Origin of the sequence: Paenibacillus sp. FSL H7-0357 (assembly GCF_000758525.1) — a bacterium.
GTDB lineage: Bacteria > Bacillota > Bacilli > Paenibacillales > Paenibacillaceae > Paenibacillus_AQ.
The window spans coordinates 165,259-189,526 of sequence record NZ_CP009241.1; the positions used below are offsets into that span (position 1 = coordinate 165,259).

Below are 24,268 nucleotides of genomic sequence, written 5' to 3' on the forward strand. Positions count from 1 at the left end.
ACAGCCGTTTCTTCCAAATAAATAACCCACTTGTAAGGAGGCCAAAGTGATGTACAAAACGATTGTAATCGGAACAGGCCCGGCCGGGCTGACTGCCGCGATTTATTTGGCGCGTGCCAACCTTAGCCCGCTCGTGATTGAAGGCTTGCAGCCGGGGGGACAACTGACAACGACGACAGAAGTGGAGAACTTTCCAGGCTTTCCTGAGGGAATCCTCGGTCCTGACCTGATGGATAACATGCGTAAGCAGGCGCAGCGCTTCGGTGCGGAATTCAAGAACGGCTGGGTGGAATCCGTGGATTTCTCGCAGCGCCCCTTTAAAGTAACTGTAGATGGACTAGGTGTGCTGGAGGCCGAAACAGTTATTATCTCGACGGGTGCCTCGGCCAGATATTTGGGCATCCCGGGTGAGCAGGAGAATGTAGGACGCGGGGTCAGCACTTGTGCAACCTGTGACGGCTTCTTTTTCCGCAACAAAAAGATTGTCGTGGTCGGCGGCGGCGATTCCGCAATGGAGGAAGCCAGCTTCCTAACCCGGTTTGCCTCCAGCGTAACCTTGGTTCACCGCCGTCCGGAGCTTCGTGCTTCGAAGATTATGCAGGACCGGGCGCGCGACAACAGCAAGGTAGCCTGGGCGCTTAACCGCACGCCGCTTGAAGTAACGGTCGGCGACGCCGGGGTTAAAGGGCTGACAGTGCGCAACAACGAGACAGGTCTTGAAGAACTGGTGGAAGCGGACGGTGTATTTGTAGCCATTGGACACACACCGAACACAGCGTTCCTGGGCGGTCAGATTACTACCGATACCAATGGGTACATTGTGGTGAATCCCGGTACGACGGAAACGAACATTCCGGGTGTATTCGCTTGCGGCGATGTGCAGGATACACGTTACCGGCAGGCAATCTCCGCAGCGGGAACCGGTTGTATGGCGGCGATGGATGCCGAGAAGTTCCTGGAGGGCACCATGGTGCATGACTGGAGCGAAACGCTGGATAAATAAGTACAGATTCTTCTAAAATATCTTTTGAATAGGCAAGCCGGCTGGTCCCTCAATCAGGGACCAGCCGGCTTTTTCTTTTATCTTCAGAGATGTGCGGACTTTCGGATTGAACTTTTTTTCACTTAGTGATTGCAATCACTATTGCCCCCTATCGGCTATGCTAAGCTGTTGTTGAGAAGGATTCTCAGTAGGGAGAAGATGCATATGAACAAAGTGCTGAAGATGGATGAATCCATATTCGAGCTGGTGAGCCGGCATCCCGAGGTTGTGGACATTATGACAGAGCTGGGTTTCCAGGATATTGCCAAGCCGGGAATGCTGCAGACCGCAGGCCGTTTCATGACCTTGTCCAAAGGAATCAAACTGAAGAAAATGAATCCGGACGCCGTAAAGCTGACGTTTCAGCGCCATGGCTTCGAGATTCTTGAATAGAGATTATCTGCAAGACGATATGATAAAAGGAGCGGAATCCCAATGAGTGAACTGATTAACAACCGCGAAGTAGATGTGCCTGAGCAGACACGCCGGCAGGCAATGCTCAAAGAAATCATAAAGGAACTTCATGCTGGAAAAAGTGTGGAAGAGGTCAAAGCACGCTTCGCAGAAGCGGTAGGCGATGTTACGGTGGCGGAGATTTCCGCAATGGAGCATTCACTGATGACGGAGGAGGGTATTCCTGTAGCGGAGGTCCAGCGACTGTGTTCGGTGCATACGGCCATTTTCAAAGGCTCCATTGAGCAGATTCACCGTTCCTCGAAGCCGGAGGAGCAGCCTGGTCATCCCGTGCATACCTTCAAGCTGGAGAACCGCGAAATCGAACGTCTGGTCAACTTCCGCCTGGAGCTGCATGCCGGCAAATTTTTGAAGAATGCCAGTGAAGAAATCATCTTCAAGCTGCTGGAGGATCTCAGCCTGCTGCTGGATCTCGACAAGCATTACAGCCGCAAAGAGAACCTGTTGTTCCCTTATCTTGAAAAATACGGAATTTATGGCCCGACCAAGGTCATGTGGGGTGTGGACGACGGCATCCGCGCGATGATAAAAGAGGCTAAAGCTGCACTCAGCCAGTATAACGGCCAAACCGAGGACATCGGAGTTATGCTTACGAACATCATCCAGGAAGTAAATGAGATGATCTTTAAGGAAGAAAATATTCTGCTGCCGATGGCGCTCGACAAGCTGACCGAAGATGAATGGGTCAAGATAGCCAGAGAAAGCGATGAGATCGGCTTCTGCCTGACTGCACCGGAGCAGGAGTGGATTCCTGAGCGTGCTGACGAACCGGAAGGAGCTGCAGTGCAGAGTGAAGCTATAGGCGAAAGTCCGCAGGGCTTTATCCGTTTTGAGACGGGCCTGCTATCGCTTCATCAACTGGAGACCGTACTGAACCATCTGCCGGTCGATATAACGTTCATTGATGAGAATGATGTAGTCCGCTATTTCTCACATGGCAAGGAACGGATTTTCGCCCGGACCAAAGCGGTTATAGGCCGCACGGTGCAGAACTGCCATCCGCCGCAAAGCGTTCATGTGGTCGAGAAATTACTGGAAGACTTTAAGGCAGGCCGCAAGGATGCTGAGGATTTCTGGATTGCGATTAAGGATAAATTTATCTACATCCGTTATTTCGCCGTCCGCGATGAAGCGGGCCGCTACATGGGTACGCTGGAGTTCACACAGAATATCGCACCGATTCGTGCGCTGGAGGGGCAAAAACGCATATTGTCAGAATAATGACAAGATTGATTTACTACACTTGTTCCTCGCCGGTTAACCCGGCAAATCTACCTGACTTCCCGCCCCTAAAGGCCGGGAAGTCTTTTTTGAATCCGCAAAAACCTGTTTTAGTTCTAATTAATCCCGGCTCTGCATTTCTTAACTATGCCATGTGCATTGTCCATGTGTCTTGCCTGGCCAATAAATTCATGTGCTCTGGATGGCTTAGCTTTCAAATTAGCCGGGTGTGCCGCCTTTCCTTGACCGCAGAGAAAGCTTCTATTATAGTGGGTACGTAGGATTAACTATTTTAGCATAGAAAAAGGTGGCTTGTTACATGTCTGAAAATATCTACGTTGGCGTGGATTTAGGTGGAACCACGATTAAGGTTGGAATCTGCAATGCCGAGGGGAATTTGCTGCACACTTATGAAGGTCCTACAGGGACTGCGGATGGCGTCGATGCCGTCATCGATAACATCGAGAAATATGTGCGCCAGATTGTGGAGGACTCTCCATACTCTTGGGATCAGCTTGCCGGTGTAGGAGCGGGCCTTGCCGGGTTTACGAACATTCGTGAAGGAATCATCATCCTTGCGCCTAACATAGGTTTTAGAGATGTGCCGATCCGCTCCATTCTGGAGAACCGATTGAACAAGCCTGTGAAAATAGACAATGACGCGAATGTGGCTGCACTGGGCGAAGCCTGGAGCGGTGCGGGACGCGGCATTGAGAATTGCGTCTGCTACACACTGGGAACGGGTGTTGGCGGCGGCATTATCATTAACGGCAAGGTGTATCAGGGATTTGCCGGTCTCGCCGGTGAACTGGGCCATATCTCTGTAGTGCCAGACCTGGAAGCGATCCAGTGCGGCTGCGGCAATATGGGTTGTTTGGAAACCGTTTCCTCTGCTACGGGAATTATCCGTATGGCCAATGATGCTGTAGCACGCGGGGACCGCACCTCTCTGTCATTGGTAGAGAAGATTGCGGCGAAGGAAGTATTTGATGCGGCAAAAGCGGGCGACGAAGTTGCAATTCGTATTGTTAACCGTGCAGCGTTCTATCTGGGCAAATCCATTGCGGCGGTAGCTGCGGTGCTTAACCCTGAAGTGTTTATCATTGGCGGCGGTGTCTCCAAGGCAGGAGATATACTGTTTGACGAGGTCCGTCGTGTATTCGCCAAGCTGACTCCCGAGCCATTGCAGAAAGGCGTTACCATCGTTCCTGCCGAGCTGGGTAATGACGCTGGTATTATCGGGGCCGCCGGCCTTTTGTTGCGTTCTTAATAAGCTGGAATTATTCATATACTAATTTTAGGGAGGGGACGCTTTAATGACCGAATTGGAGCAATCTCCGTCGGCTGGTGCCACCCTGATCATTATTACGGGTATGTCGGGTGCAGGCAAGACCATTGCTGTACAAAGTCTGGAGGACCTCGGGTTCTTCTGTGTCGATAATCTGCCGCCGGTGCTGATCCCGAAATTCGCCGAGCTGATTGAGCAGTCGAAGGGGAAAATTGCCAAAGTGGCGCTCGTAATTGATCTGCGGGGGCGGGAGTTTTTTACGGCTTTGTCGGAGTCGCTGGCCTACATCAAAGACGAGTCAACCATCGGCTGCGAGATTCTGTTTCTGGATGCAACGGATTCTGTGCTTGTCCAGCGCTATAAGGAGAGCCGGCGGCATCATCCGCTGGCTCCCAAAGGGATGCCGCTTGACGGCATCCGCCTGGAGCGCCAGATGCTGGAGGAGCTGAAGAATTCCGCCACACTGTGTCTGGACACCAGCAGCATGAAGCCGGTGCAGCTGAAGGAGAAGATCGTATCGCGGTTTTCGCATCTTGGAAAAAGCACACTCTCCGTTAACATTACCTCGTTCGGATTCAAGTATGGCATTCCGATCGATGCAGACCTCGTATTTGATGTCCGCTTCTTGCCTAACCCACACTATGTGGATCAACTGCGGCCCAAGACTGGCCAAGACAGCGATGTCTACGATTATGTAATGAAATGGCCTGAAACGCAGACGTTTCTGACCAAGCTGCTGGATATGCTTCATTTCCTAATTCCGCAATACCGCAAGGAGGGCAAATCCCAGATTATTATCGGCATCGGCTGCACGGGCGGAAAACACCGTTCGGTAGCGATCGCGGAATATTTGGGCAAAATGCTTGGAGTTAGCGAGACGGAATCCGTAGCGGTTAGCCATCGGGATTCCGAGCGTGATCGGCATTAACGAGAGAAGGGATCATTAGTGGCTGAAGAACAAGGGCAGCGTCCGCGTATCGTCGTGATGGGCGGCGGTACCGGTCTGTCTGTCATGCTTCGCGGTTTGAAGGAAAAGCCGCTTGATATTACGGCTATAGTTACTGTGGCGGATGACGGGGGCAGCTCCGGTATTCTGCGGAGCGAGCTGCAAATGCCGCCGCCAGGCGATATTCGCAATGTGCTCACGGCTATGGCTGATGTAGAGCCGCTGATGGCGGAGATTATGAAATACCGCTTCAGCAGCGGAGAAGGACTGGCCGGACACAGCCTTGGCAATCTTATTCTTGCAGCGCTTACGGATATCTCCGGTGACTTTGTCACCGCTGTCCGTGAGCTTAGCCGGTTGTTCGCCGTTCGCGGCAGGGTGCTGCCGGCTGCTGGGCACGCTGTGGTGCTGCATGCGGAGATGTCGGACGGCACGATTATTACCGGCGAGTCCAAAATCCCGGAGGCCGGCGGACGGATCAAACGCGTCTTTCTGGAGCCGGCTGATGTGGAACCGCTGCCGGAGGCGCTGGAAGCCATCCGTAATGCAGATGCCATCCTCTGCGGCCCCGGAAGCCTGTATACCAGCATTCTTCCCAACCTGCTGGTGCCGAAGCTGGCGGAGGCCATTGTGGAATCCGAAGCGATTAAGATCTTTGTCTGCAATGTGATGACCCAGCCTGGTGAAACGGATAATTACACGGTCAGTGATCATCTTCAAGCGGTATATGATCATGTCGGCCTGCACTTATTCGATTACGTTATTGTCAACGACGGGGAGATTCCAGAGCAGGTTCAGGTCAAATATGCGGAAAAAGGCGCCCGCCCGGTGCTGCTTGACCGGGATGTGCTGGACGGTAACGGTTATAAGGTCATTGCGGATAAGCTGGTCTTATTCAAGACTTATCTCCGGCATGACACGAATAAACTCAGTCACCATATTTACCAGTTAGTGAAGGACTGGAAATCCAGATAGTTCTGGTTTGATTTTTGGATGAACATGAAAGAGGTGAGCCCCTTGTCTTTTGCGGCCCTTACAAAAAAAGAGCTGACGATGGTGGAGAGCCAGCCTTGCTGCGAGAAAGCGGAAATGTCAGCGCTGATCCGAATGAATGGTTCGGTGCAGCTTTCGAGCAAAAAGGTAGTTCTCGACATTTCGACGGAAAACGCCGCGATTGCAAGGCGGGTATATTCTTTGCTTAAGAAATATTACCAGGTCCATATCGAGCTGCTCGTGCGTAAAAAAATGCGTTTGAAGAAGAATAACGTTTATATCGTAAGAATCCCAAACCGTGTTCAGGAGATCCTGAAGGATTTGCGGATTGTTTCCGAAGGTTTCATCTTTACCGATGGGATCGACAAGGAAATCGTCGGTAAGAACTGCTGTAAGCGCGCATATCTGCGTGGTGCATTTATGGCGGGGGGATCAGTCAACAACCCGGAAGGTTCTTCCTACCATCTGGAAATCGCTTCCATGTATGAGGAGCACTGCAAAGCGCTGGTGGATCTGGCTGGGGAATTTCACCTGAACGCCCGCTGCATAGAGCGCAAGAAAGGCTTTATCCTATATATCAAGGAAGGCGAGAAAATCATTGAGTTTCTCAGTCTGATTGGAGCGCATCAAGCGTTGTTTAAATTTGAGGATGTGCGGATTATGCGCGATATGCGCAACTCCGTGAACCGGATCGTCAACTGTGAAACGGCCAATTTGAACAAAACGATTGGCGCTGCGGTGCGGCAAATTGAGAACATCAAGCTGCTGCAGCGTGAAGTGGGGCTGGAAAGCCTGCCGGATAAGCTGCGCGAGGTCGCTGAAATCCGTTTGGCACACCCGGACATCAACCTCAAGGAAGTGGGCGAGATGCTGAAGGGAACGGTCAGTAAATCCGGTGTAAACCACCGTTTGCGCAAAATTGACGAGCTGGCTGATAAGGTTCGGGGAAGCTGATTATTTTTTTTCTAGTGTGGATGAGGTTATAATGATATAATATTATAAAATTAATGTGAAATTTTTGGGCAGATCTCAAATAGGGGGTAAGCGTTTCATGACAAAGCACCCGGTAGTTGTACGGTTGAAGACGGGGCTCCACGCTCGGCCGGCAGCATTGTTCGTGCAAGAAGCTAACAAGTTTTCGTCGGAGATTTTCGTGGAAAAAGACGATAAAAAGGTTAACGCCAAAAGCATCATGGGCATTATGAGCCTGGCGATCAGTTCCGGCACGGAGATTTATATTAGCGCGGATGGCGCCGATGCGGATCAAGCTGTAACCGCTTTGACTAGTCTTGTAAGCAAGGAAGAGCTTGAGAACCAATAATTTTGCAATCTCTTACTTATTCGTACACCAGAAACGTTGCTGCTCTCCCTCTCCGGGAGACAGCCAGTTTAAAAAGCCCCTTTGCGGGCTTTTTTTATTACCTTGATTAGGAAATTTGAATTTGATGAAATTACAAGGAGAATGAGCATGCACAATCAGGTAACTTTAGCAGAGCCGACAGTAGAGCTGGCGTCGCAGTACTTGGCATTTTACGAAGAATGGCTGGCAGGTGGAGAGATATTCGTCCCTTGGGTAATTGGCATTGATCCCGCCGACTTCGCGGCTATGGTCCGGTATTTGCAGGATAACGCGGATGGCGTAATTCTTAAAGAAGGCTGGGTACCTAGTTCTACATACTGGTTGGTGAATGCCGATTCCAAAGTGGTGGGTGCAGTAAATATAAGGCATCGCCTGACTGGAAAACTGCTTCAGAGCGGGGGACATATTGGATATGGGATACTTCGCTCTGAGCGGCGCAAGGGATTGGCAACTGAGCTTCTGAGACAGGCCTTGCTGAAGGCGGGCGGGCTTGGGATTACCAAAGCGCTTGTCGTTTGCGATGACAGCAATATTGCTTCCGAACGGACGATCCGCAGAAACGGCGGGGTGGAGGATAGTTCATACATCGAAGAGGACGGCAACGTGATCCGGAGGTTCTGGATCGAGACGTGAAATGCAGGCGGAATGTAACCTCTGCAAATTTTTTCTTCAAAAGCCTTGGGGGATATGCAACTTTTGCCAAGCAGTTCCGTCTAGAGGGTACCAACAATTTTTGGAGAATGAAAGGGGATGGCAAGGATGAAGAAATGGGGCAAAACAGTCGGTACCGTATTGCTGGCGGGAAGTTTATTGGTAGGGGGTACGGCGTTAAGCGGAGTGCTTCAGGCTCCTGAAAAGGCTTACGCTGCTGAGGACGTGCAGAGAAATGTCGTTAGTGTTGTAGGTAAAGGCGAGCTTTCGATCAAGCCGGATATCGTGTATCTGTCAATCGGCGTCAGCACCTCTGCTGCAACAGCTGAAGAAGCACAGAAGTCGAATGGAGCCAAAATCACCAAGCTAACCAACCTGCTGAAAAAAACCTGGGGTATTGCGGATAAGGACATTCAGAGCACCCAATTTTATGTGCAGCCTAATTACGCCTACACTGAAAAAGACGGTCAACAGGTTAAGGGTTATAACGCCCAGCACACGCTTCAAGTCTCTTACCGCGATCTGACTAAGGTCGGGGGACTGCTGGATGCCGCTTCTACAGCGGGAGCGAACAACATTGGAAGTGCACGGTTTGCCATCGAGGATCCTTCTGCATTCGAAGCACAGGTTATTGAGAAAGCAATGGCCAATGCAGATGTGAAGGCAGCCGCGATTGCCAAAGTGGCCAAACGCAGTCTGGGCCAGGTCGTTACGGTTATCCAGAACGATGACGGTAATAACCCGGTTGTCTATATGGAGAGCGCCCAAATGACCAAAGCATCGGCCGATATGGCTGCAGGCACTTCGGTTGAAGCGGGAGAAGTTAAAGTATCCACCCAGCTTAGTGTAATGTATGAGCTGAAATAAGAAAGCGACGGGTGAGGCGTTGCTTCCGCTGTGATTGCGGAGGCAACGCCTCTTTTTGCTTTTGAAGTACAGAAGCAGGTGTGAAATCTCTCAATTTGTTTAAAGTAATGTAATAAGACTCGTAATATTTGCAGGGAAACTTTAAGAAACTGTAAGGAGCGTTGTAACAACCACGGTTGCTGTTTATTCTATAATGGGAAGAGTCAATCATCGTACCAGCGGAAGGGGAAAAAAGTATGAAGTATATGTCTAAAGAACAGGCCCGTAAATGGGGCGCAGGATTAATGGCAGCAGGATTGCTGCTGGGTGGAGCTCTTCTGCCTGCAGAGACGAGCCAGGCCGCAGCGGCCAAGACACAGGCTAAGGTCAATTCATCACTTGTTGTATTAAAAACAAACGGAACGATTTCACAGCATACCGGGATTGTAAGCGCAGGGAAAGTATGGGTGCCGGTTGCTTTTATGCGTGATACTCTGGGTATGCCATTGACGTATGATAAAACGGAGAAAACTTATACGATCGGGAACGGAATTACACGAACCAAGCTGATGGTCTCCGATTACGGCACCTCCATCTCGGTCAATAATTATTACCTGGGAGAGTTTGACGGCAAGATTATAAATAACCGTCTGTATGTTCCCTTTGATCTGCTCAGCGATTATTTGGGCTATAAGGGGGATTGGAATGCTGCCTCCGGACGGTTAAATGTGATAAAGAAAACACAAAATCCGATTACGGTAACGACTGAAACTTACAGCAAGGACTACAAGGACGCACCGATCAAGCTGGATTACCCGCAAATCAGCGGTTTGGACAATGCCAAAGCGCAGGCAGCGATTAATAATACCCTTAAGCAGACGTTCCTAAAGTATGCGGAAGGGGCTGAGAAAGAAATTGCCATTAGAGCCAAAGATGACCGCCCCTATGAATACGAAGGAGGATACGTGGTTACGTACAATCAGGACGGGGTGCTCAGCCTTGTGACCAGCCAGTATGGGTATACCGGCGGCGCTCATGGAATGACCTACCGCAATGCCTTTACCTTCTCGCTCAAGGACGGAAAGCAGCTATTGCTTGGAGATTTATTCGGTGCCAACCCCAACTATAAAAAAGAGCTTAATGCAAAGCTGGCGAAGCTGCTGAAAGCAAATGGCGGGTATCTTGGCGGCTTCACGGGCCTGAATACGGAGAAGGATTTCTATTTGAAAGACGGCAAGGCGGTCCTTTTCTTCCAGCTGTATGAATACACTGCATATGCTGCCGGATTCCCTGAGTTTACTTTCACGTTCAAGGAGCTGCTCCCCGGCGGAAGCAGTCCATTTGCCGCATTGAAGTAAATACAGTGACCTGACTGCGAATCCGCCAATGCCGGATACGGACATTTCTCCGTTACCGGATCACCTAACCGTTCATAAGCTAAAGGAGAAACCAGCTTAGGAGCGGGGAGGGAAAGTAACGATGAGTATTCAGTATACGGCGATTGGCGATTCGTTAACGACAGGATTTGGAGCTCTGCCGGGCAATGGGTTTGTTCCGGTCTACCGCCGGATGGCCGAGGCGCGGCTGCGGGTGCCGATCGAATTATCCAATTTGGGAGTCAACGGTTTGACCACAGATGGATTGGAGCAGAGGCTGAAGAGGGATTACAACTATCGGCTTGCCATCAGTGAGGCCGAATTGATTACGATGTCCATTGGCGGCAACGATTTGATCAAGGCGGCCAAAGCGGCGGGCGGGCGGCCGGGCGATCTGGCTCCGGTACTGCAAAAAGCGCTCCGGGAATGCAAACGTAATTTGCATGACATTATGGGCACGCTTTCGCAGTTGAAGGCGGGTATGCGGAGACCCTATATTATCAGAATAGTAGGACTGTATAACCCCTATCCCCAGTTGACGGAAGCGACGGATTGGGTGCGGCAGTTTAACCACTATGCTGCGGGATATAGCAGCCCGGTATGCAGGTTCGCCTCTATATATAATGAATTTGCCGGCAACGAGCGGGGGCTGCTGTCAATAGATCATTTGCATCCTAACGGAAGAGGTTACCGTGTTATCGCCGGGAAGCTGGACACGTTGGGGTATGGGCGTCTGGGGTAATTCTTCATCAATAGAATAATGTACCTGAACTATAAAACAGCAAAAGAGGCTGGCGGGGATCACTTAGTGGTCCCAACCAGCCTCTTTGTTGTTGCTTGTATTAAACGCCGGCAGGCAGCGTCTTCTCGATAACTTTATCGACAATACCATATTCAGCTGCATCAGCTGCACTCATGAAATAGTCGCGGTCGGTATCCTTTTCGATCCGTTCCAGCGGCTGTCCTGTGCGCTCGGACAGAATGCGGTTCAGCTTGTCGCGCAGCTTGAGGATGCGGCGGGCGCGGATTTCGATGTCCGTTGCCTGACCTTGAGCACCGCCCAGAGGCTGGTGAATCATAATTTCGCTGTTAGGAAGTGCAAAACGTTTGCCTTTGGCACCGGCGTTCAGCAGGAAAGCTCCCATCGATGCGGCCATACCTACGCAAATCGTCGATACATCCGGTTTGATGTACTGCATTGTATCAAATATAGCCATACCCGCTGTAATGGAGCCACCAGGGCTGTTTACATACAGGTGAATATCCTTCTCCGGATCCTCGGCAGCCAGAAACAGCATTTGCGCGATGATGGAATTGGCTACCACGTCATTAACCTCCGTTCCAAGGAAAATGATGCGGTCCTTCAGCAGGCGGGAATAGATGTCATAAGCGCGCTCACCGCGGTTGCTCTGTTCTACTACCATAGGAATATAACTCACGTGGAAAACCTCCTTGAATTGGTTCTTCGAATGTGTTCATTTTTACTGTTACCGTATTAACCACATGATAAACAAATTCAAACAAAAAGTCAAAGAAAGTCAAACTTAGTTGTAAAAAAAAGAGCCATCACCTGGCTCTTTGGTTAATCATTAGTATGGGTGTTGCTAAATTATAGACAAATAAGAAAATAATGGCGCGCCCGCCAAGAATCGAACTTGGATCTCAGGCTTCGGAGGCCTACGTCATATCCATTGGACCACGGGCGCAACAGAAATTATTATAATACACTTATTATGCAAATGCAATGGATTCATCCTGTTGTTTGGAAAATATCTTTTCCCGGATGTCTGTGGCCTCATTTTCAGTGCGGCTGCAAGTATACAGTTTGGGCGTTTGTGCGGCCAGCACAAGACTTTCAGCCCCTTACATGGCTTGGCAGATGTATAAGATGAAAAGAGGTTGAGAATTATACTCTCGGAAGACTTGCACTCCGCGTAATATTTGGGTAGAATATGGGTGGGACTTAAAAAGTTAACCCGGGACATTTTGAGACCACGAACAAGGGAATAGAGAAAGACGAAGTTGCAGGAGTGAAAGCATGCGTAATTTATTAGAAATCCAAAAGCAGCTTCTGCCTGATCTCATGGAAACCCTTAAGAGACGGTACACGATTCTACATCAGATCATGCTGTCCGATATTATCGGACGCAGGACGCTCGCCGCTTCGCTTGATATGACTGAGCGGGTACTGCGCGCCGAGACGGATCTTCTGAAATCGCAAGGGCTCATTGAGATCGAGAGTGTCGGCATGCGCATCAGCGATGCCGGGCGCAGACTGCTTGACCTGCTGGAGCCGATCGCCAAGAGCTTGTTCGGCCTGGATGATCTGGAAGAGAAGATTCGCTCAACGTACGGTCTTAGTAAAGTCATAGTAGTGCCTGGCGATTGTGAGACATCGTTGTTTACCAAACGTGAGCTGGGCCGGGCAGGCGCCAAAGCGTTGCTGGGTGTGCTCCGTGCAGGCGATACGATTGCCGTCACCGGCGGCTCGACACTGGCCGAAATGGCCGATCAGCTGACACCGCCGTTATCCCATTCCTATAAGAACGCCTGGATTGTTCCGGCGCGCGGAGGACTTGGGGAAAGTATGGAGATTCAGGCCAATACCATTGCTTCGACGATGGCCAAACGGCTTGGAGCCAATTACCGGCTGCTGCATGTACCTGATCTGCTCAGCGGAGATGCTTATCAATCACTGGCGCTGGACTCCAATATTGGAGAAATCGTGCAAATCATCCGTAGATCGCGTATTATTGTTCATGGAATTGGCGATGCCATTGAAATGACCCACCGCCGTAAGCTTGATGAGACTACGGTCTCGGAAATACAGGAAGAAGGCGCGGTTGCCGAATCGTTCGGCTACTATTTCAATGAAGACGGCCAGGTTGTCCATACCATGCTGACGATGGGACTGCGACTGGAGGATATTATCCGGACGGAAGTTGTCATCGGAATCGCCGGAGGCAAACGCAAGGCGAAGGCCATTCATGCGATGCTGCGGTTTGGGCAAGAGGATATACTCGTCATAGACGAGGCAGCGGCTGTCGAAATCGGCAAAGAAATCGACGCACAAATACAGCAGGTCCTATAGCATCCAGTTTCTGGAGAGCATTCGCAGTTATTTTGCATTATACTTAACATTGTTGTCTTGACAAGCTTAACAGCCTGTCTTGAATAAATAAAACGAAATCTAGGAGGAACTATTCAATGAGTGTAAAAGTTGGTATTAACGGTTTTGGACGTATTGGACGCCTTGCATTCCGCCGTATTCAAAATGTAGAAGGTATCGAAGTGGTAGCAATCAATGACTTGACTGATGCTAAGATGCTTGCTCATTTGCTTAAATATGATACAACTCAAGGTAAATTCCAGGGTGAAGTTGAAGTTCACGACGGATTCTTCAAAGTAAATGGCAAAGAAGTTAAGGTTCTGGCTAACCGTAACCCTGAAGAACTTCCTTGGGGCGACCTCGGTGTTGACATCGTGCTGGAATGCACAGGTTTCTTCACAACTAAAGAAGCAGCTGAGAAACACTTGAAAGGCGGAGCTAAGAAAGTTGTTATTTCCGCTCCAGCTACAGGCGACATGAAAACTGTCGTTTACAACGTTAACCATGACATTCTGGATGGTACTGAAACAGTTATCTCCGGCGCATCTTGCACAACTAACTGCCTGGCTCCAATGGCAAAAGTGCTGAACGACAAGTTCGGTATCGTTGAAGGCTTGATGACAACTATCCACGCTTACACTGGTGACCAGAACACTCTTGATGCTCCACACGCTAAAGGCGACTTCAGACGCGCCCGTGCTGCGGCTGAGAACATCATCCCTAACACTACCGGTGCTGCTAAAGCCATCGGCCTGGTTATTCCAGATCTGAAAGGCAAACTTGACGGAGCTGCTCAACGTGTGCCTGTAGCTACAGGTTCCCTGACTGAGCTGGTTACTGTTCTTAACAAGAGCGTTACTGTTGAAGAGCTGAACGCAGCAATGAAAGAAGCTTCCGATCCAGAAACTTACGGCTACACTGAAGATGAAATCGTATCTTCCGACATCAAAGGCATGACTTTCGGTTCCCTGTTCGATGCAACACAAACTAAAGTCCTGACTGTTGGCGACAAACAACTGGTTAAAACTGTTGCTTGGTACGACAATGAAATGTCCTACACTGCACAACTCGTTCGCACTTTGGAACACTTCGCTAAACTTGCTCAATAAGATCGTTTTTATATAAGCAGCATCTATAGAGCGGAAACAGAAGTTCCTTGTTTCCGCTCTTTCTAAATGGATTCGTGAGTGAACCAATATGGGTGTGGAGGAAACTAATCATGAACAAAAAGAGCGTCCGTGATGTAGAAGTAGCAGGCAAACGCGTATTCGTACGCGTCGATTTCAATGTGCCAGTGGAAGACGGTAAAATCACTGATGATACACGTATCCGCGAAACACTTCCAACGATTAAATACCTGATCGAGAACGGTGCAAAGGTCATTCTGGCCAGCCATATGGGCCGTCCTAAGGGTCAATTCGTTGATTCCATGCGCCTTACCGGTGCTGCTGTACGTCTGTCCGAGCTGCTCGGCAAACCAGTTGCCAAAGCTGATGAAGCGATCGGCGATGCTGTTAAAGCACAAATTGCTGAACTGAACAACGGTGATGTGCTTGTGCTTGAGAATGTCCGTTTCTATCCGGGTGAAGAAAAGAACGATCCTGAACTGGCTAAGCAGTTCGCGGAACTGGCTGACCTGTTCGTCAACGACGCATTCGGCGCAGCTCACCGTGCACATGCATCGACTGAAGGCATCGCTCACTTCCTGCCGGCTGTATCCGGTCTTCTGATGGAGAAAGAATTGTCTGTTCTGGGCAAAGCTCTTTCGAACCCTGAGCGTCCTTTCACTGCCATCATCGGCGGTTCCAAGGTTAAAGACAAGATCGACGTTATCGACAACCTGCTGACTTTGGCTGACAATGTACTGATCGGCGGCGGCCTTTCCTATACATTCACTAAAGCTCAAGGCTTCGAAATCGGAAATTCCTTGGTAGACAACGACAAACTTGATGTCGCTCTTGGATTTATCGAGAAGGCTAAAGCACTGGGCAAAAATTTCGTGCTTCCGGTTGACGTAGTTGTAGCCGATAAGTTCGGCGCAGATGCCAATACCAAAATTGTTGATACAACTGACATTCCTGCGGATTGGGAAGGTCTGGACATCGGTCCTAAAACTCGTGAAATTTATGCCGATATCATCAAAAACTCCAAGCTGGTTGTATGGAACGGACCTATGGGTGTGTTCGAAATCGACATCTTTGCTGAAGGTACAAAGGCTGTAGCACAGGCTTGTGCAACAACCGAAGGTTACACTGTAATCGGTGGCGGTGACTCCGCAGCTGCAGCAGAGAAATTCCACCTGGCTGACCAAATGGATCATATCTCCACTGGCGGCGGCGCATCACTCGAGTTCATGGAAGGCAAGGCACTTCCTGGCGTAGAAGCACTGAACGACAAGTAAGACGTAGAAGGTAGAAGGAGGCAATCCATTACTATGAGTAGAACACCTATTATCGCCGGGAACTGGAAGATGTTCAAAACCGTTCCGGAAGCAGAAGGCTTCATCGCTGGAGTCAAAGGCCAAGCAGAAGTAGCAGGCGTAGAGACTGTTGTTTGCGCTCCATTTACTAACCTGCCAGCACTGGTAGCAGCAGTTAAAGGCACAAGCATCAAGATCGGTGCACAAAACCTGCACTTCGAAGATAACGGCGCTTATACAGGCGAAATCAGCGGTGTAATGCTGAAGGACCTTGGCGTAGAGTATGTTATCATCGGGCACTCCGAACGTCGCGCTTATTTTGGCGAAACGGACGAAATCGTGAACAAAAAGATGCATGCGGCATTCCGTCACGGCATCACTCCAATTGTTTGTGTAGGCGAAAAGCTTGAAGAGCGCGAAGCTAATCAAACAAAAGATGTGTGCAAAGTTCAAACCGAAGCTGCATTTGCCGGTCTCAGTGCCGAACAGGCTGCTCAGGTCGTTATCGCCTATGAGCCTATCTGGGCGATTGGCACAGGCAAATCCTCCACTTCCCAGGATGCCAACGAAGTTATTGCTTATATCCGTACCCTTGTAAAAGGTCTGTATGATGAAGCAACTGCTGAAGCTGTGCGTATTCAATACGGCGGCAGTGTGAAGCCTGAGAATGTAACGGAGTACATGAGTCAAAGCGACATCGACGGCGCTCTTGTCGGCGGTGCCAGCCTGCAGCCAGCTTCCTTTGTTTCACTCGTTGAGGGGGCGAAGTAAGAATGTCAGCACCCAAACCTGTAGCATTAATCATCATGGACGGTTTCGGTTTGCGCAATACGACTGAAGGCAACGCTGTTGCTCAAGCCAACAAGCCTAACTATGACCGTTACCTGAAACAATATCCGAATACCACACTGACTGCTTGCGGCGAAGCTGTAGGTCTGCCGGAAGGACAAATGGGTAACTCGGAAGTAGGACACCTTAACATCGGTGCCGGACGTATCGTATATCAGGATTTGACCCGGATTGACAAGTCTATCCGTGACGGAGAATTCTTTGATAACGAAACGCTGGTTGCTGCTGTAAGAAACGCCAAATCAACCGGCAAAAAGCTTCATCTGTATGCACTGGTCTCCGACGGAGGCGTACACAGTCATATCAGTCACCTCTTTGCCATGCTTGATCTGGCCAAGAAAGAAGATATGCACGAAGTGTATATTCACGCATTCATGGATGGCCGCGATGTACCTCCTGACAGCGGACAAAAGTTCGTTCAGGATCTCGTAGCCAAGATTGAAGAGGTTGGCGTAGGTAAGATTGCTACGGTATCCGGGCGTTACTTCGCAATGGACCGTGACAAACGCTGGGAGCGTGTAGAGAAAGCCTATCGTGCTATGGTATATGGCGAAGGTCCGAAATATACCGATGCCCTGCAGGCGATCACAGCCTCCTATCAGAATTCCGTGTATGATGAGTTCGTTGAGCCTAGTGTTATCGTAGACAGCAACGACAAGCCGGTTGCGGTAGTGGAAAGCGGCGATTCCGTTGTGTTCCTGAACTTCCGCCCTGACCGTGCGATTCAGCTGTCCCAAGTCTTTACCAACTCGGATTTCCGTGGTTTTGACCGGGGTCCTTTGTTCCCGCAAGGCCTGCACTTCGTATGTCTGACTACATTCAGCGAAACGGTGCAGGGCTTCGTGGCCTACTCACCGAAGAACCTGGATAATACCTTGGGTGAAGTGCTGGTACAGCAGAACAAGAAGCAATTGCGTATTGCGGAAACTGAAAAGTACCCGCATGTAACCTTCTTCTTCAGCGGCGGACGTGATGAAGAGCTTCCTGGGGAAACCCGCATCCTGATCAACTCTCCTAAAGTAGCAACTTATGATCTTCAGCCTGAGATGAGCGCATACGAAGTGGCGGCGGCCTGCGTAGCGGAAATCGAAGCGGATAGACAAGATGCTATTATCCTTAACTTTGCAAATCCTGATATGGTTGGACACTCCGGCATGCTGGAGCCAACAATCAAGGCTGTTGAAGTGACGGATGAATGTGTGGGTAAAGTTGTGGATGCCGTTGTAGCCAAAGGCGGCGTGGCAATCATCATTGCCGACCACGGCAATGCGGATATGGTATTTGACGAGAACGGACGTCCGTTCACGGCTCATACTACCAACCCGGTTCCTTTCATCGTAACTACTGAAAATGTTGTACTGCGCGAATCCGGTATCCTTGCCGATGTGGCACCGACGATTCTGGATCTGATGGGACTTCCGCAACCAGCGGAAATGACCGGACAATCCATGATCGCCAGCCGTAAATAAGCAGGATTTAAGCTTCACCATCACTACCAAAACCCATGATAAAAGGAGATTAACTTACATGACTATTATTTCTGATGTGTACGCTCGCGAAGTCCTCGACTCCCGCGGTAACCCTACTGTAGAGGTTGATGTTTATCTGGAATCCGGCGCTAAAGGCCGCGCTATCGTTCCTTCCGGCGCTTCCACTGGCGCTCATGAAGCTGTAGAGCTTCGTGACGAAGACAAAAACCGTTACCTGGGCAAAGGCGTTCTGAAAGCTGTTGAGAACGTAAATGAAATCATCGCTCCTGAAGTAATCGGTATGGACGCTCTTGACCAACTGGGCATCGACAAATTGATGATCACTTTGGACGGTACTCACAACAAAGGCAAACTCGGCGCTAACGCAATTCTGGCTGTATCCATGGCCGTAGCCCGCGCTGCAGCAGCAGCTCTGGATGTACCTTTGTATGTATACCTGGGCGGATTCAACGCTAAACAGCTTCCAGTACCAATGATGAACATCGTTAACGGCGGCGCACATGCCGACAACAACGTAGACGTTCAAGAGTTCATGGTTCTGCCAGTTGGCGCACCTAGCTTCAAAGAAGCTCTGCGTACAGGCGCTGAAATCTTCCACGCTCTGAAATCGGTACTGAAAGCTAAAGGCCTGAACACTGCAGTTGGCGACGAAGGCGGATTCGCTCCTAACTTCACTTCCAACGAAGATGCATTGTCCTCCATCATGGAAGCTATCGAAAAAGCCGGTTACAAACCAGGCGTTGACGTATTCCTTGGTATGGACGTTGCTTCCACTGAGTTCTTCAAAGATGGCAAATACCACCTGGAAGGCGAAGGCAAATCCTTCACACCAGCTGAATTTGTTGACCTGCTCGCTTCTTGGGCTGATAAATACCCAATCATCACCATCGAAGATGGCTGCTCCGAAGATGACTGGGAAGGCTGGAAATTGCTGTCCGAGAAACTCGGCAACAAAATCCAACTCGTTGGCGATGACTTGTTCGTAACCAACACTGAGCGTCTGGCTAAAGGTATCGAAGAAGGTATCGGTAACTCCATTCTGATCAAAGTTAACCAAATCGGTACTTTGACTGAAACTTTCGATGCTATCGAAATGGCTAAACGTGCAGGTTACACTGCAGTTATCTCTCACCGTTCCGGTGAATCCGAAGACAGCACCATCGCTGATATCGCTGTGGCAACCAATGCCGGCCAAATCAAAACAGGTGCTCCTTCCCGTACAGACCGTATCGCTAAATACAACCAATTGCTTCGTATCGAAGATGAACTGGGTGAATTGGCTCAATACAACGGCCTGAAATCCTTCTACAACCTCAAAAGATAATTATTTTTGAGTCAAGCTTTTCAAAGAGTCTGCCGGTTTCCGGCAGGCTCTTTTTTATTTGAAATTGCATCTGCCGCTCTGAATAGGTATTCTATAAATGTAGATAATTGGAAGGAGTGGATTGAATGAATGCTATTGTGGCAGGGATTGCGATTGGAATACTGATTGTAATCATAAGCTTAGTTTTTACACGAATCCGGGGACTGCATTCCGGGCTCACGTTTTATCCGGGGATTGTCGGCTTGGTTGGCGGTGCAATCTTGCTCGTGCTCAGTTTTTCAGTGATTGGGCGCTGGGAAGGAATTGCCTATGCCTTTATGTGTGTTCCTATCATTGTGATTTCTGCGCTGTTATTGCTGACTCTTACGTTTTTCAGGAGACAGGCTTAGGAGATTGACACCCGGTATCTCCAAACTAGATTCGTAGTCAGAAGGTTGTATTCATACGGTAGCTATGATAAAATAAAAATGCTGTTTATGAAACGTAAAACCTAATTTAGCATAGATAGTGATGCTTGGACGTAGGAGGTGGAAGTGAATGGATATCTTTTTGAAAGTAGTTCTCCTGATTTTTTCCGTCGGTCTGATTGCGGTCGTTCTTCTGCAAAAAGGGAAAAGCGCAGGTCTCTCCGGTGCCATCTCCGGCGGTGCTGAGCATCTTTTCGGTAAAACTAAAGCACGCGGTATGGAGCTTGTACTGCAGCGTGTAACGGTTGCACTGGCAGCTGGATTCTTCATTATGGCGATCGTTGTTGCCATTGTAGTTGATTAGGACGTCTACAATAAGCCTTCGCACTGTTCTGAATAGAATGGGGCGTGGGCTTTTTTGGTGCGATTTTTTGGACTGCGTTAACTTTGTGATAATCATTACAGGGATGCTCTGGATTGATTTCGTGTATACTAGGGTATGAAGTATATAAAGGTAAAATTTACTTGAATGATTTCGGGTGAAGCAGGACAAGACATACATATATGCCAGCAGCGCTTGAAGGCTGCGGAGGGCCGAGGTGACTAACTTGATAACACAGGAAATATTGCTTGATTTTATGCGGGAGACCGCTTATAAACCGCTCACTTATGACGAATTGGTAAGCCACTTCGAGTTGCAGGATAGCGCGTCGTTTAAAGCGTTCGAGGATTTGCTGCTGGAGCTTGAACAGGATGGGAGAGTCGTGCTGACCCGGAATGCCCGTTATGGCGTGCCGGAACGGATGGATTTATTGCGTGGACGGCTGCAGGCACATGCGAAGGGGTTTGCTTTTCTAATCCCGGACGACCGTGATCATCCCGATGTGTATGTACACGCCAACGATTTAAAGGGTGCGATGAACGGGGATATCGTACTGGTGCGTGTCACTTCGAAAAGTCCGTCCGGCGGGCGGATGGAAGGCGAAGTGGTGCGGATCGTGAAAAGAGGTGTGCTCCAGACTGTTGGGGTATTCCAAAGCCTGGAGACCTACGGTTTTGTGCTGCCGGATGACAAGCGGATTAACCGCGATATCTTTATTCCGAAGCAGTCCTTTATGGGAGCGGTCGACGGCGAGAAGGTTGTGGTCCGCATTGTAAATTACCCGGAAGGCCGCGCTGCGGCTGAAGGGGAAATCATTGAAATCCTGGGACATAAGGACGACCCGGGTGTTGATATTTTATCCGTAATCCGTAAGCACCAGCTGCCTGAGGCTTTCCCGTCTGAAGTGATGACCGAAGCGGAGCAGGCGCCGGATTCCATTACCGATGAAGAAATTATCCAGCAGGGACGCCGCGATTTGCGCGGGCTCAACATTGTCACCATCGACGGTGAGGATGCCAAGGATCTGGATGATGCGGTCAATGTGGAACGGCTGGAGAATGGGCATTACAAGCTGGGCGTTCATATCGCCGACGTCGGCTATTATGTGCGCGAAGGTTCGGAGCTCGACAAGGAAGCTTATGACCGCGGATGCAGCGTGTATCTGGTGGACCGGGTGATTCCGATGTTGCCGCACCGTCTCTCTAACGGGATTTGCAGTTTGAACCCGCAGGTGGACCGGTTGACGATGTCCTGTGAGATGGAATTTAATGAGCATATGAAGGTCGTGAAGCATGATGTCTTTACGAGTGTAATCCGTACCAAAGAAAGAATGACTTACTCCAATGTCCGCAAAATCGTCGAAGACGAAGATCCGGAGCTGCTGGAGCGGTACAGTCCGCTGATCGGGGATTTCCGTCTGATGAAGGAACTGGCCATGAAGCTGCGCGATGCGCGGATGCGGCGGGGAGCGGTTGATTTTGACTTTGAAGAAAGCAAGATCATTGTCGACGAGAACGGCAAAGCTGTTGATATCGTAAAACGTGAGCGTTCAGTAGCCGAGCAAATTATCGAAGAGTTCATGCTGGCGGCCAATGAGACGGTAGCCGAGCATTTCCACTGGCTAAAAGTGCCGTTCCTCTACCGGATTCATGAAGATCCGGATCCGGAGAAGCTGCAGAACTTTATGGCCTTTGCCGCCAATTTCGGCTACCACGTCAAGGGACGCGGCAATTCTGTCCACCCGCGCGCGCTGCAGAGCCTGCTGGAGGACATTCAAGGCACCAAGGAGCAGACAGTCATCAGCACGATGATGCTGCGCTCCATGAAGCAGGCTAAGTATGATGCGGAGAGCACGGGCCATTTTGGACTTGCGGCGGAATATTATTCCCACTTCACATCGCCGATCCGCCGGTACCCGGACCTTGTCATTCACCGCGTGATGCGTGAGGTGATCGAGAACGGCGGAGCCCTAAGCCAGAAGCGTCATGATTACCTGTCCAGCCGGATGCCTGACATCGCGCAGCAGTCCTCTGAACGCGAACGCGTAGCAGTGGAAGCAGAGCGTGATACGGAGCAGCTGAAGAAAGCGGAATATATGCAGGATAAGGTCGGCGAGGAATTCGAGGCGATGATCAGCAGTGTAACCAGCTTCGGCATGTTCATCGAGCTGGAAAATACCGTCGAAGGTTTAATCCGTATCAGCGCGCTTAGCGATGATTACTACCACTTCGACGAAGCTCATATGGCGCTCATTGGCGAGCGCACCTCCAAGGTGTTCCGCATTGGCGATGAGGTGAAGATCCGCGTCGCCAAGGTCAACATGGACGACCACACGATCGACTTCGAGCTGGTCGACATGAAGCCGCGTGCGGCGGGCGAGCACCGCAGCTATAGCGGACGCGGCGGTAAAGGCGGCCGTCCTGGCACCGGCGGCTTCAGCAAGCCGTCCGGTGGAAAAGCCGGCGGCAAGGGCCGCACCGGCGGTAAAGGCAAGCCCGGCGCTGTCGGAGCGGGCAAGGGCAAACCCGGCGGCGCACTGAACGCCGGCAGAGGCAAGTCCGGCGCGGTGGGAACCGGCGCCTGGGAAGCGCCGCGCACAGACGCGGCGGCCGGTAGCGGCGCGCCTGCAGGCGGACGCGCCAAGCGTGGCAGCGGCGGCCCTGCAGAGGCCGCACGCCGGGCTTACGCCGCCCTGAACGGCGAAGCGGGCGGCAGCAGTGCGCCGCGCGAGCGCAGCGGCGGGGGACGTGGCCGCGGCGGAGAGGCCGGAGGCGGTGCCGGGGGACGCGGCATCAGCTTCGGCTTCGGCTCAGGCAAGGGCGGCTACGGCGCGCCAGCCGGCGGCGCAGGCGAGCAAGGTGCCGGCGAGCTGCGCGGCGTTGACGCGAACACCCGGTTCAGCAGCCGGGAGGATCGCGGGTTCGAGAGCCGCAGCGGAAGCACAGAAGGCAAGAATAAAGGCCGCCGCAAGAAGAACAAGAGCGGCGTGTTCATTGGCCCTTCCGTGACTCCAGGCAACGTGGAGACCTCCGACAAAGTAGCCGCTAAGCGCAGCGACAAAGGCAGCAATGCGGAAGGCGCAGTACGCCGAAAGAAAAAGAAGAAAAAACCTCAGGAGTAAGCTGAGATGATGAAGGCGCTGTTCCCCTTGAAGGGAGCAGCGCTTTTTTGCTAATAAAGAATTTTATGTTCGGGGTTCCCCGCAAAAGGAATGCATAAACTTCCAATTCAAAATCTCCCTACACTGGGATTAACGTCATCCCATTTATATCCTACATGGTGTTGGGCCAGGCTGTATTTTCTATTTATCCATCATATTGTATATAAATTATCTCCAAGGCGGGACTTACTGACATACATATGTCAAAATGCCTGGTGGAGAATGGGCGCTACTTCCTTGCGTTCCCCGGAGCGCTTTTGATACAATAAAGATCTGACGTTTGGATAATCAAACTTACCTGCTTGTTAAGGCGATCTGATTATCTCTGCCTAGGAATACGATTCAAGGAGTGACTCTCATGGGTAAAAAAGCAGACGGGAAAGTGCTCGCCCAGAACAAAAAAGCTTCCCATGATTATTACATCGAGGACACTTACGAAGCTGGCTTGGTGCTGACCGGCACAGAAATCAAGTCGCTGCGTAATGGACGCGCGAATATTGGCGATGCTTTTGCGACGATTCGAAACGGTGAGATTTTCGTGCACAACATGCATATCAGCCCTTTTGAACAAGGGAACCGCTCCAATCCTACCGACCCGACGCGTACGCGCAAGCTGCTGATGCATAAAGAGCAGATTCACAAGCTGCTGGGACAGTCCAAGCGTGAGGGATTCACTATCGTGCCGCTGAAGGTGTACGTCCGCAACGGATACGCCAAGCTGCTGATCGGCCTCGGTAAAGGGAAGAAAGAGTACGACAAACGCGATTCCGCCGCAAAACGTGATGCTCAGCGCGATATCCAGCGTGTGCTGCGCGACAAGCAAAAGATCGCAAGATAAGCCCGGGCAGGAGAATGCCCAATGTTCCAGATTCCACCTTCAATTCCTTTAACCTTCGTGTTAAAGTGTTGATAAATGTGCTATACTGTGTAA

At 50.5% G+C, this 24,268-nt stretch carries 23 protein-coding genes and 1 tRNA gene; 22 read left to right on the forward strand and 2 right to left on the reverse strand.

Translation table 11 applies throughout. From position 1 onward, the window contains the following. Window positions 1–49 precede the first annotated feature (49 nt). The 12 genes from trxB to H70357_RS00880 all read left to right on the forward strand — a co-directional run bounded on the left by trxB (window position 50) and on the right by H70357_RS00880 (window position 10,939). Window positions 50–1,003: a thioredoxin-disulfide reductase gene (gene trxB, locus H70357_RS00825; RefSeq protein ID WP_038584642.1), complete on the forward strand. Its 954-nt coding sequence runs from the start codon at window positions 50–52 to the stop codon at window positions 1,001–1,003. Window positions 1,004–1,207: 204 nt separating this feature from the next. Further along, window positions 1,208–1,435, forward strand: a complete 228-nt coding sequence (locus H70357_RS00830) for a DUF1858 domain-containing protein (protein WP_038584645.1) — start codon at window positions 1,208–1,210, stop codon at window positions 1,433–1,435. Window positions 1,436–1,477: 42 nt separating this feature from the next. Next, window positions 1,478–2,737, forward strand: coding sequence for a DUF438 domain-containing protein (locus H70357_RS00835; RefSeq protein ID WP_038584648.1), 1,260 nt, complete (start codon window positions 1,478–1,480; stop codon window positions 2,735–2,737). A 319-nt stretch (window positions 2,738–3,056) separates the two neighbouring features. Continuing rightward, on the forward strand, window positions 3,057–4,007 hold the full coding sequence (locus tag H70357_RS00840; protein WP_038584650.1) for an ROK family glucokinase: 951 nt from the start codon (window positions 3,057–3,059) through the stop codon (window positions 4,005–4,007). Between the two features lie 46 nt (window positions 4,008–4,053). After that, window positions 4,054–4,953 (forward strand): RNase adapter RapZ, encoded by a 900-nt coding sequence (gene rapZ / locus H70357_RS00845; RefSeq protein WP_038584653.1) that lies wholly within the window; start codon window positions 4,054–4,056, stop codon window positions 4,951–4,953. A gap of 57 nt (window positions 4,954–5,010) precedes the next feature. Then, complete coding sequence (locus tag H70357_RS00850) at window positions 5,011–5,946, forward strand: gluconeogenesis factor YvcK family protein (protein WP_179091833.1); 936 nt, start codon at window positions 5,011–5,013, stop codon at window positions 5,944–5,946. Between the two features lie 42 nt (window positions 5,947–5,988). Next, the gene (gene whiA / locus H70357_RS00855; protein WP_038584659.1) at window positions 5,989–6,918 is read left to right on the forward strand and encodes a DNA-binding protein WhiA; all 930 of its coding nucleotides are present in this window, start codon (window positions 5,989–5,991) and stop codon (window positions 6,916–6,918) included. 97 nt (window positions 6,919–7,015) lie between these two features. After that, window positions 7,016–7,285: an HPr family phosphocarrier protein gene (locus H70357_RS00860; RefSeq protein ID WP_019914358.1), complete on the forward strand. Its 270-nt coding sequence runs from the start codon at window positions 7,016–7,018 to the stop codon at window positions 7,283–7,285. Between the two features lie 147 nt (window positions 7,286–7,432). Next, window positions 7,433–7,957: a GNAT family N-acetyltransferase gene (locus H70357_RS00865; protein ID WP_038584663.1), complete on the forward strand. Its 525-nt coding sequence runs from the start codon at window positions 7,433–7,435 to the stop codon at window positions 7,955–7,957. Between the two features lie 126 nt (window positions 7,958–8,083). Beyond that, window positions 8,084–8,842 (forward strand): SIMPL domain-containing protein, encoded by a 759-nt coding sequence (locus H70357_RS00870; RefSeq protein ID WP_038584665.1) that lies wholly within the window; start codon window positions 8,084–8,086, stop codon window positions 8,840–8,842. A 236-nt stretch (window positions 8,843–9,078) separates the two neighbouring features. Continuing rightward, entirely contained in the window at window positions 9,079–10,179 is a 1,101-nt protein-coding gene (locus H70357_RS00875; protein ID WP_052091738.1) for a PdaC/SigV domain-containing protein, read from the forward strand. A gap of 121 nt (window positions 10,180–10,300) precedes the next feature. Further along, a complete protein-coding gene (locus H70357_RS00880; protein WP_038584668.1) occupies window positions 10,301–10,939 on the forward strand; it encodes a GDSL-type esterase/lipase family protein in 639 nt (212 codons plus the stop codon). 100 nt (window positions 10,940–11,039) lie between these two features. On the opposite strand, the gene clpP is transcribed toward H70357_RS00880, so the two are convergent. Both clpP and H70357_RS00890 read right to left on the reverse strand, forming a co-directional pair. Then, complete coding sequence (gene clpP, locus H70357_RS00885; RefSeq protein WP_038584671.1) at window positions 11,040–11,636, reverse strand: ATP-dependent Clp endopeptidase proteolytic subunit ClpP; 597 nt, start codon at window positions 11,634–11,636, stop codon at window positions 11,040–11,042. Window positions 11,637–11,828: 192 nt separating this feature from the next. Beyond that, a tRNA-Arg gene (locus tag H70357_RS00890) sits at window positions 11,829–11,903 on the reverse strand. A 332-nt stretch (window positions 11,904–12,235) separates the two neighbouring features. Between H70357_RS00890 and H70357_RS00895 the strand changes: the two genes are divergently transcribed. From H70357_RS00895 to smpB, 10 genes are all read left to right on the forward strand, one after another. Continuing rightward, on the forward strand, window positions 12,236–13,288 hold the full coding sequence (locus H70357_RS00895; RefSeq protein WP_038584674.1) for a sugar-binding transcriptional regulator: 1,053 nt from the start codon (window positions 12,236–12,238) through the stop codon (window positions 13,286–13,288). A 116-nt stretch (window positions 13,289–13,404) separates the two neighbouring features. After that, window positions 13,405–14,415 carry a type I glyceraldehyde-3-phosphate dehydrogenase gene (gap, locus tag H70357_RS00900; protein WP_038584677.1) on the forward strand — a complete coding sequence of 337 codons (1,011 nt, stop codon included), beginning with the start codon at window positions 13,405–13,407 and terminating at the stop codon, window positions 14,413–14,415. A 110-nt stretch (window positions 14,416–14,525) separates the two neighbouring features. Then, a complete protein-coding gene (locus tag H70357_RS00905) occupies window positions 14,526–15,707 on the forward strand; it encodes a phosphoglycerate kinase (protein WP_038584680.1) in 1,182 nt (393 codons plus the stop codon). A gap of 33 nt (window positions 15,708–15,740) precedes the next feature. Next, the gene (gene tpiA, locus H70357_RS00910) at window positions 15,741–16,496 is read left to right on the forward strand and encodes a triose-phosphate isomerase (protein ID WP_038584683.1); all 756 of its coding nucleotides are present in this window, start codon (window positions 15,741–15,743) and stop codon (window positions 16,494–16,496) included. A 2-nt stretch (window positions 16,497–16,498) separates the two neighbouring features. Next, entirely contained in the window at window positions 16,499–18,043 is a 1,545-nt protein-coding gene (gene gpmI, locus H70357_RS00915) for a 2,3-bisphosphoglycerate-independent phosphoglycerate mutase (RefSeq protein ID WP_038584686.1), read from the forward strand. A gap of 58 nt (window positions 18,044–18,101) precedes the next feature. Beyond that, on the forward strand, window positions 18,102–19,388 hold the full coding sequence (gene eno, locus H70357_RS00920; protein WP_038584689.1) for a phosphopyruvate hydratase: 1,287 nt from the start codon (window positions 18,102–18,104) through the stop codon (window positions 19,386–19,388). Window positions 19,389–19,513: 125 nt separating this feature from the next. Next, window positions 19,514–19,777, forward strand: coding sequence for a YesK family protein (locus tag H70357_RS00925; RefSeq protein ID WP_038584692.1), 264 nt, complete (start codon window positions 19,514–19,516; stop codon window positions 19,775–19,777). 148 nt (window positions 19,778–19,925) lie between these two features. Then, entirely contained in the window at window positions 19,926–20,159 is a 234-nt protein-coding gene (secG, locus tag H70357_RS00930) for a preprotein translocase subunit SecG (protein WP_038584695.1), read from the forward strand. 244 nt (window positions 20,160–20,403) lie between these two features. Beyond that, window positions 20,404–23,298, forward strand: coding sequence for a ribonuclease R (gene rnr / locus H70357_RS00935; RefSeq protein WP_038598315.1), 2,895 nt, complete (start codon window positions 20,404–20,406; stop codon window positions 23,296–23,298). A gap of 397 nt (window positions 23,299–23,695) precedes the next feature. Then, window positions 23,696–24,175 (forward strand): SsrA-binding protein SmpB, encoded by a 480-nt coding sequence (smpB, locus tag H70357_RS00940; protein WP_038584698.1) that lies wholly within the window; start codon window positions 23,696–23,698, stop codon window positions 24,173–24,175. The last annotated feature ends 93 nt before the right edge of the window (window positions 24,176–24,268 follow it).

Excerpts from the sequence above, each read along its gene's own strand:
- H70357_RS00860 (WP_019914358.1), top strand. The coding sequence starts at position 7,016 with ATGACAAAGCACCCGGTAGTTGTACGGTTGAAGACGGGGCTCCACGCT.
- trxB (WP_038584642.1), top strand. The coding sequence starts at position 50 with ATGTACAAAACGATTGTAATCGGAACAGGCCCGGCCGGGCTGACTGCC.
- tpiA (WP_038584683.1), top strand. The coding sequence starts at position 15,741 with ATGAGTAGAACACCTATTATCGCCGGGAACTGGAAGATGTTCAAAACC.
- H70357_RS00865 (WP_038584663.1), top strand. The coding sequence starts at position 7,433 with ATGCACAATCAGGTAACTTTAGCAGAGCCGACAGTAGAGCTGGCGTCG.
- H70357_RS00840 (WP_038584650.1), top strand. The coding sequence starts at position 3,057 with ATGTCTGAAAATATCTACGTTGGCGTGGATTTAGGTGGAACCACGATT.
- secG (WP_038584695.1), top strand. The coding sequence starts at position 19,926 with ATGGATATCTTTTTGAAAGTAGTTCTCCTGATTTTTTCCGTCGGTCTG.
- H70357_RS00880 (WP_038584668.1), top strand. The coding sequence starts at position 10,301 with ATGAGTATTCAGTATACGGCGATTGGCGATTCGTTAACGACAGGATTT.
- eno (WP_038584689.1), top strand. The coding sequence starts at position 18,102 with ATGACTATTATTTCTGATGTGTACGCTCGCGAAGTCCTCGACTCCCGC.
- rapZ (WP_038584653.1), top strand. The coding sequence starts at position 4,054 with ATGACCGAATTGGAGCAATCTCCGTCGGCTGGTGCCACCCTGATCATT.
- smpB (WP_038584698.1), top strand. The coding sequence starts at position 23,696 with ATGGGTAAAAAAGCAGACGGGAAAGTGCTCGCCCAGAACAAAAAAGCT.
- H70357_RS00895 (WP_038584674.1), top strand. The coding sequence starts at position 12,236 with ATGCGTAATTTATTAGAAATCCAAAAGCAGCTTCTGCCTGATCTCATG.
- H70357_RS00835 (WP_038584648.1), top strand. The coding sequence starts at position 1,478 with ATGAGTGAACTGATTAACAACCGCGAAGTAGATGTGCCTGAGCAGACA.
- H70357_RS00875 (WP_052091738.1), top strand. The coding sequence starts at position 9,079 with ATGAAGTATATGTCTAAAGAACAGGCCCGTAAATGGGGCGCAGGATTA.
- H70357_RS00870 (WP_038584665.1), top strand. The coding sequence starts at position 8,084 with ATGAAGAAATGGGGCAAAACAGTCGGTACCGTATTGCTGGCGGGAAGT.
- H70357_RS00850 (WP_179091833.1), top strand. The coding sequence starts at position 5,011 with ATGGGCGGCGGTACCGGTCTGTCTGTCATGCTTCGCGGTTTGAAGGAA.
- gap (WP_038584677.1), top strand. The coding sequence starts at position 13,405 with ATGAGTGTAAAAGTTGGTATTAACGGTTTTGGACGTATTGGACGCCTT.
- H70357_RS00905 (WP_038584680.1), top strand. The coding sequence starts at position 14,526 with ATGAACAAAAAGAGCGTCCGTGATGTAGAAGTAGCAGGCAAACGCGTA.
- gpmI (WP_038584686.1), top strand. The coding sequence starts at position 16,499 with ATGTCAGCACCCAAACCTGTAGCATTAATCATCATGGACGGTTTCGGT.
- H70357_RS00925 (WP_038584692.1), top strand. The coding sequence starts at position 19,514 with ATGAATGCTATTGTGGCAGGGATTGCGATTGGAATACTGATTGTAATC.
- H70357_RS00830 (WP_038584645.1), top strand. The coding sequence starts at position 1,208 with ATGAACAAAGTGCTGAAGATGGATGAATCCATATTCGAGCTGGTGAGC.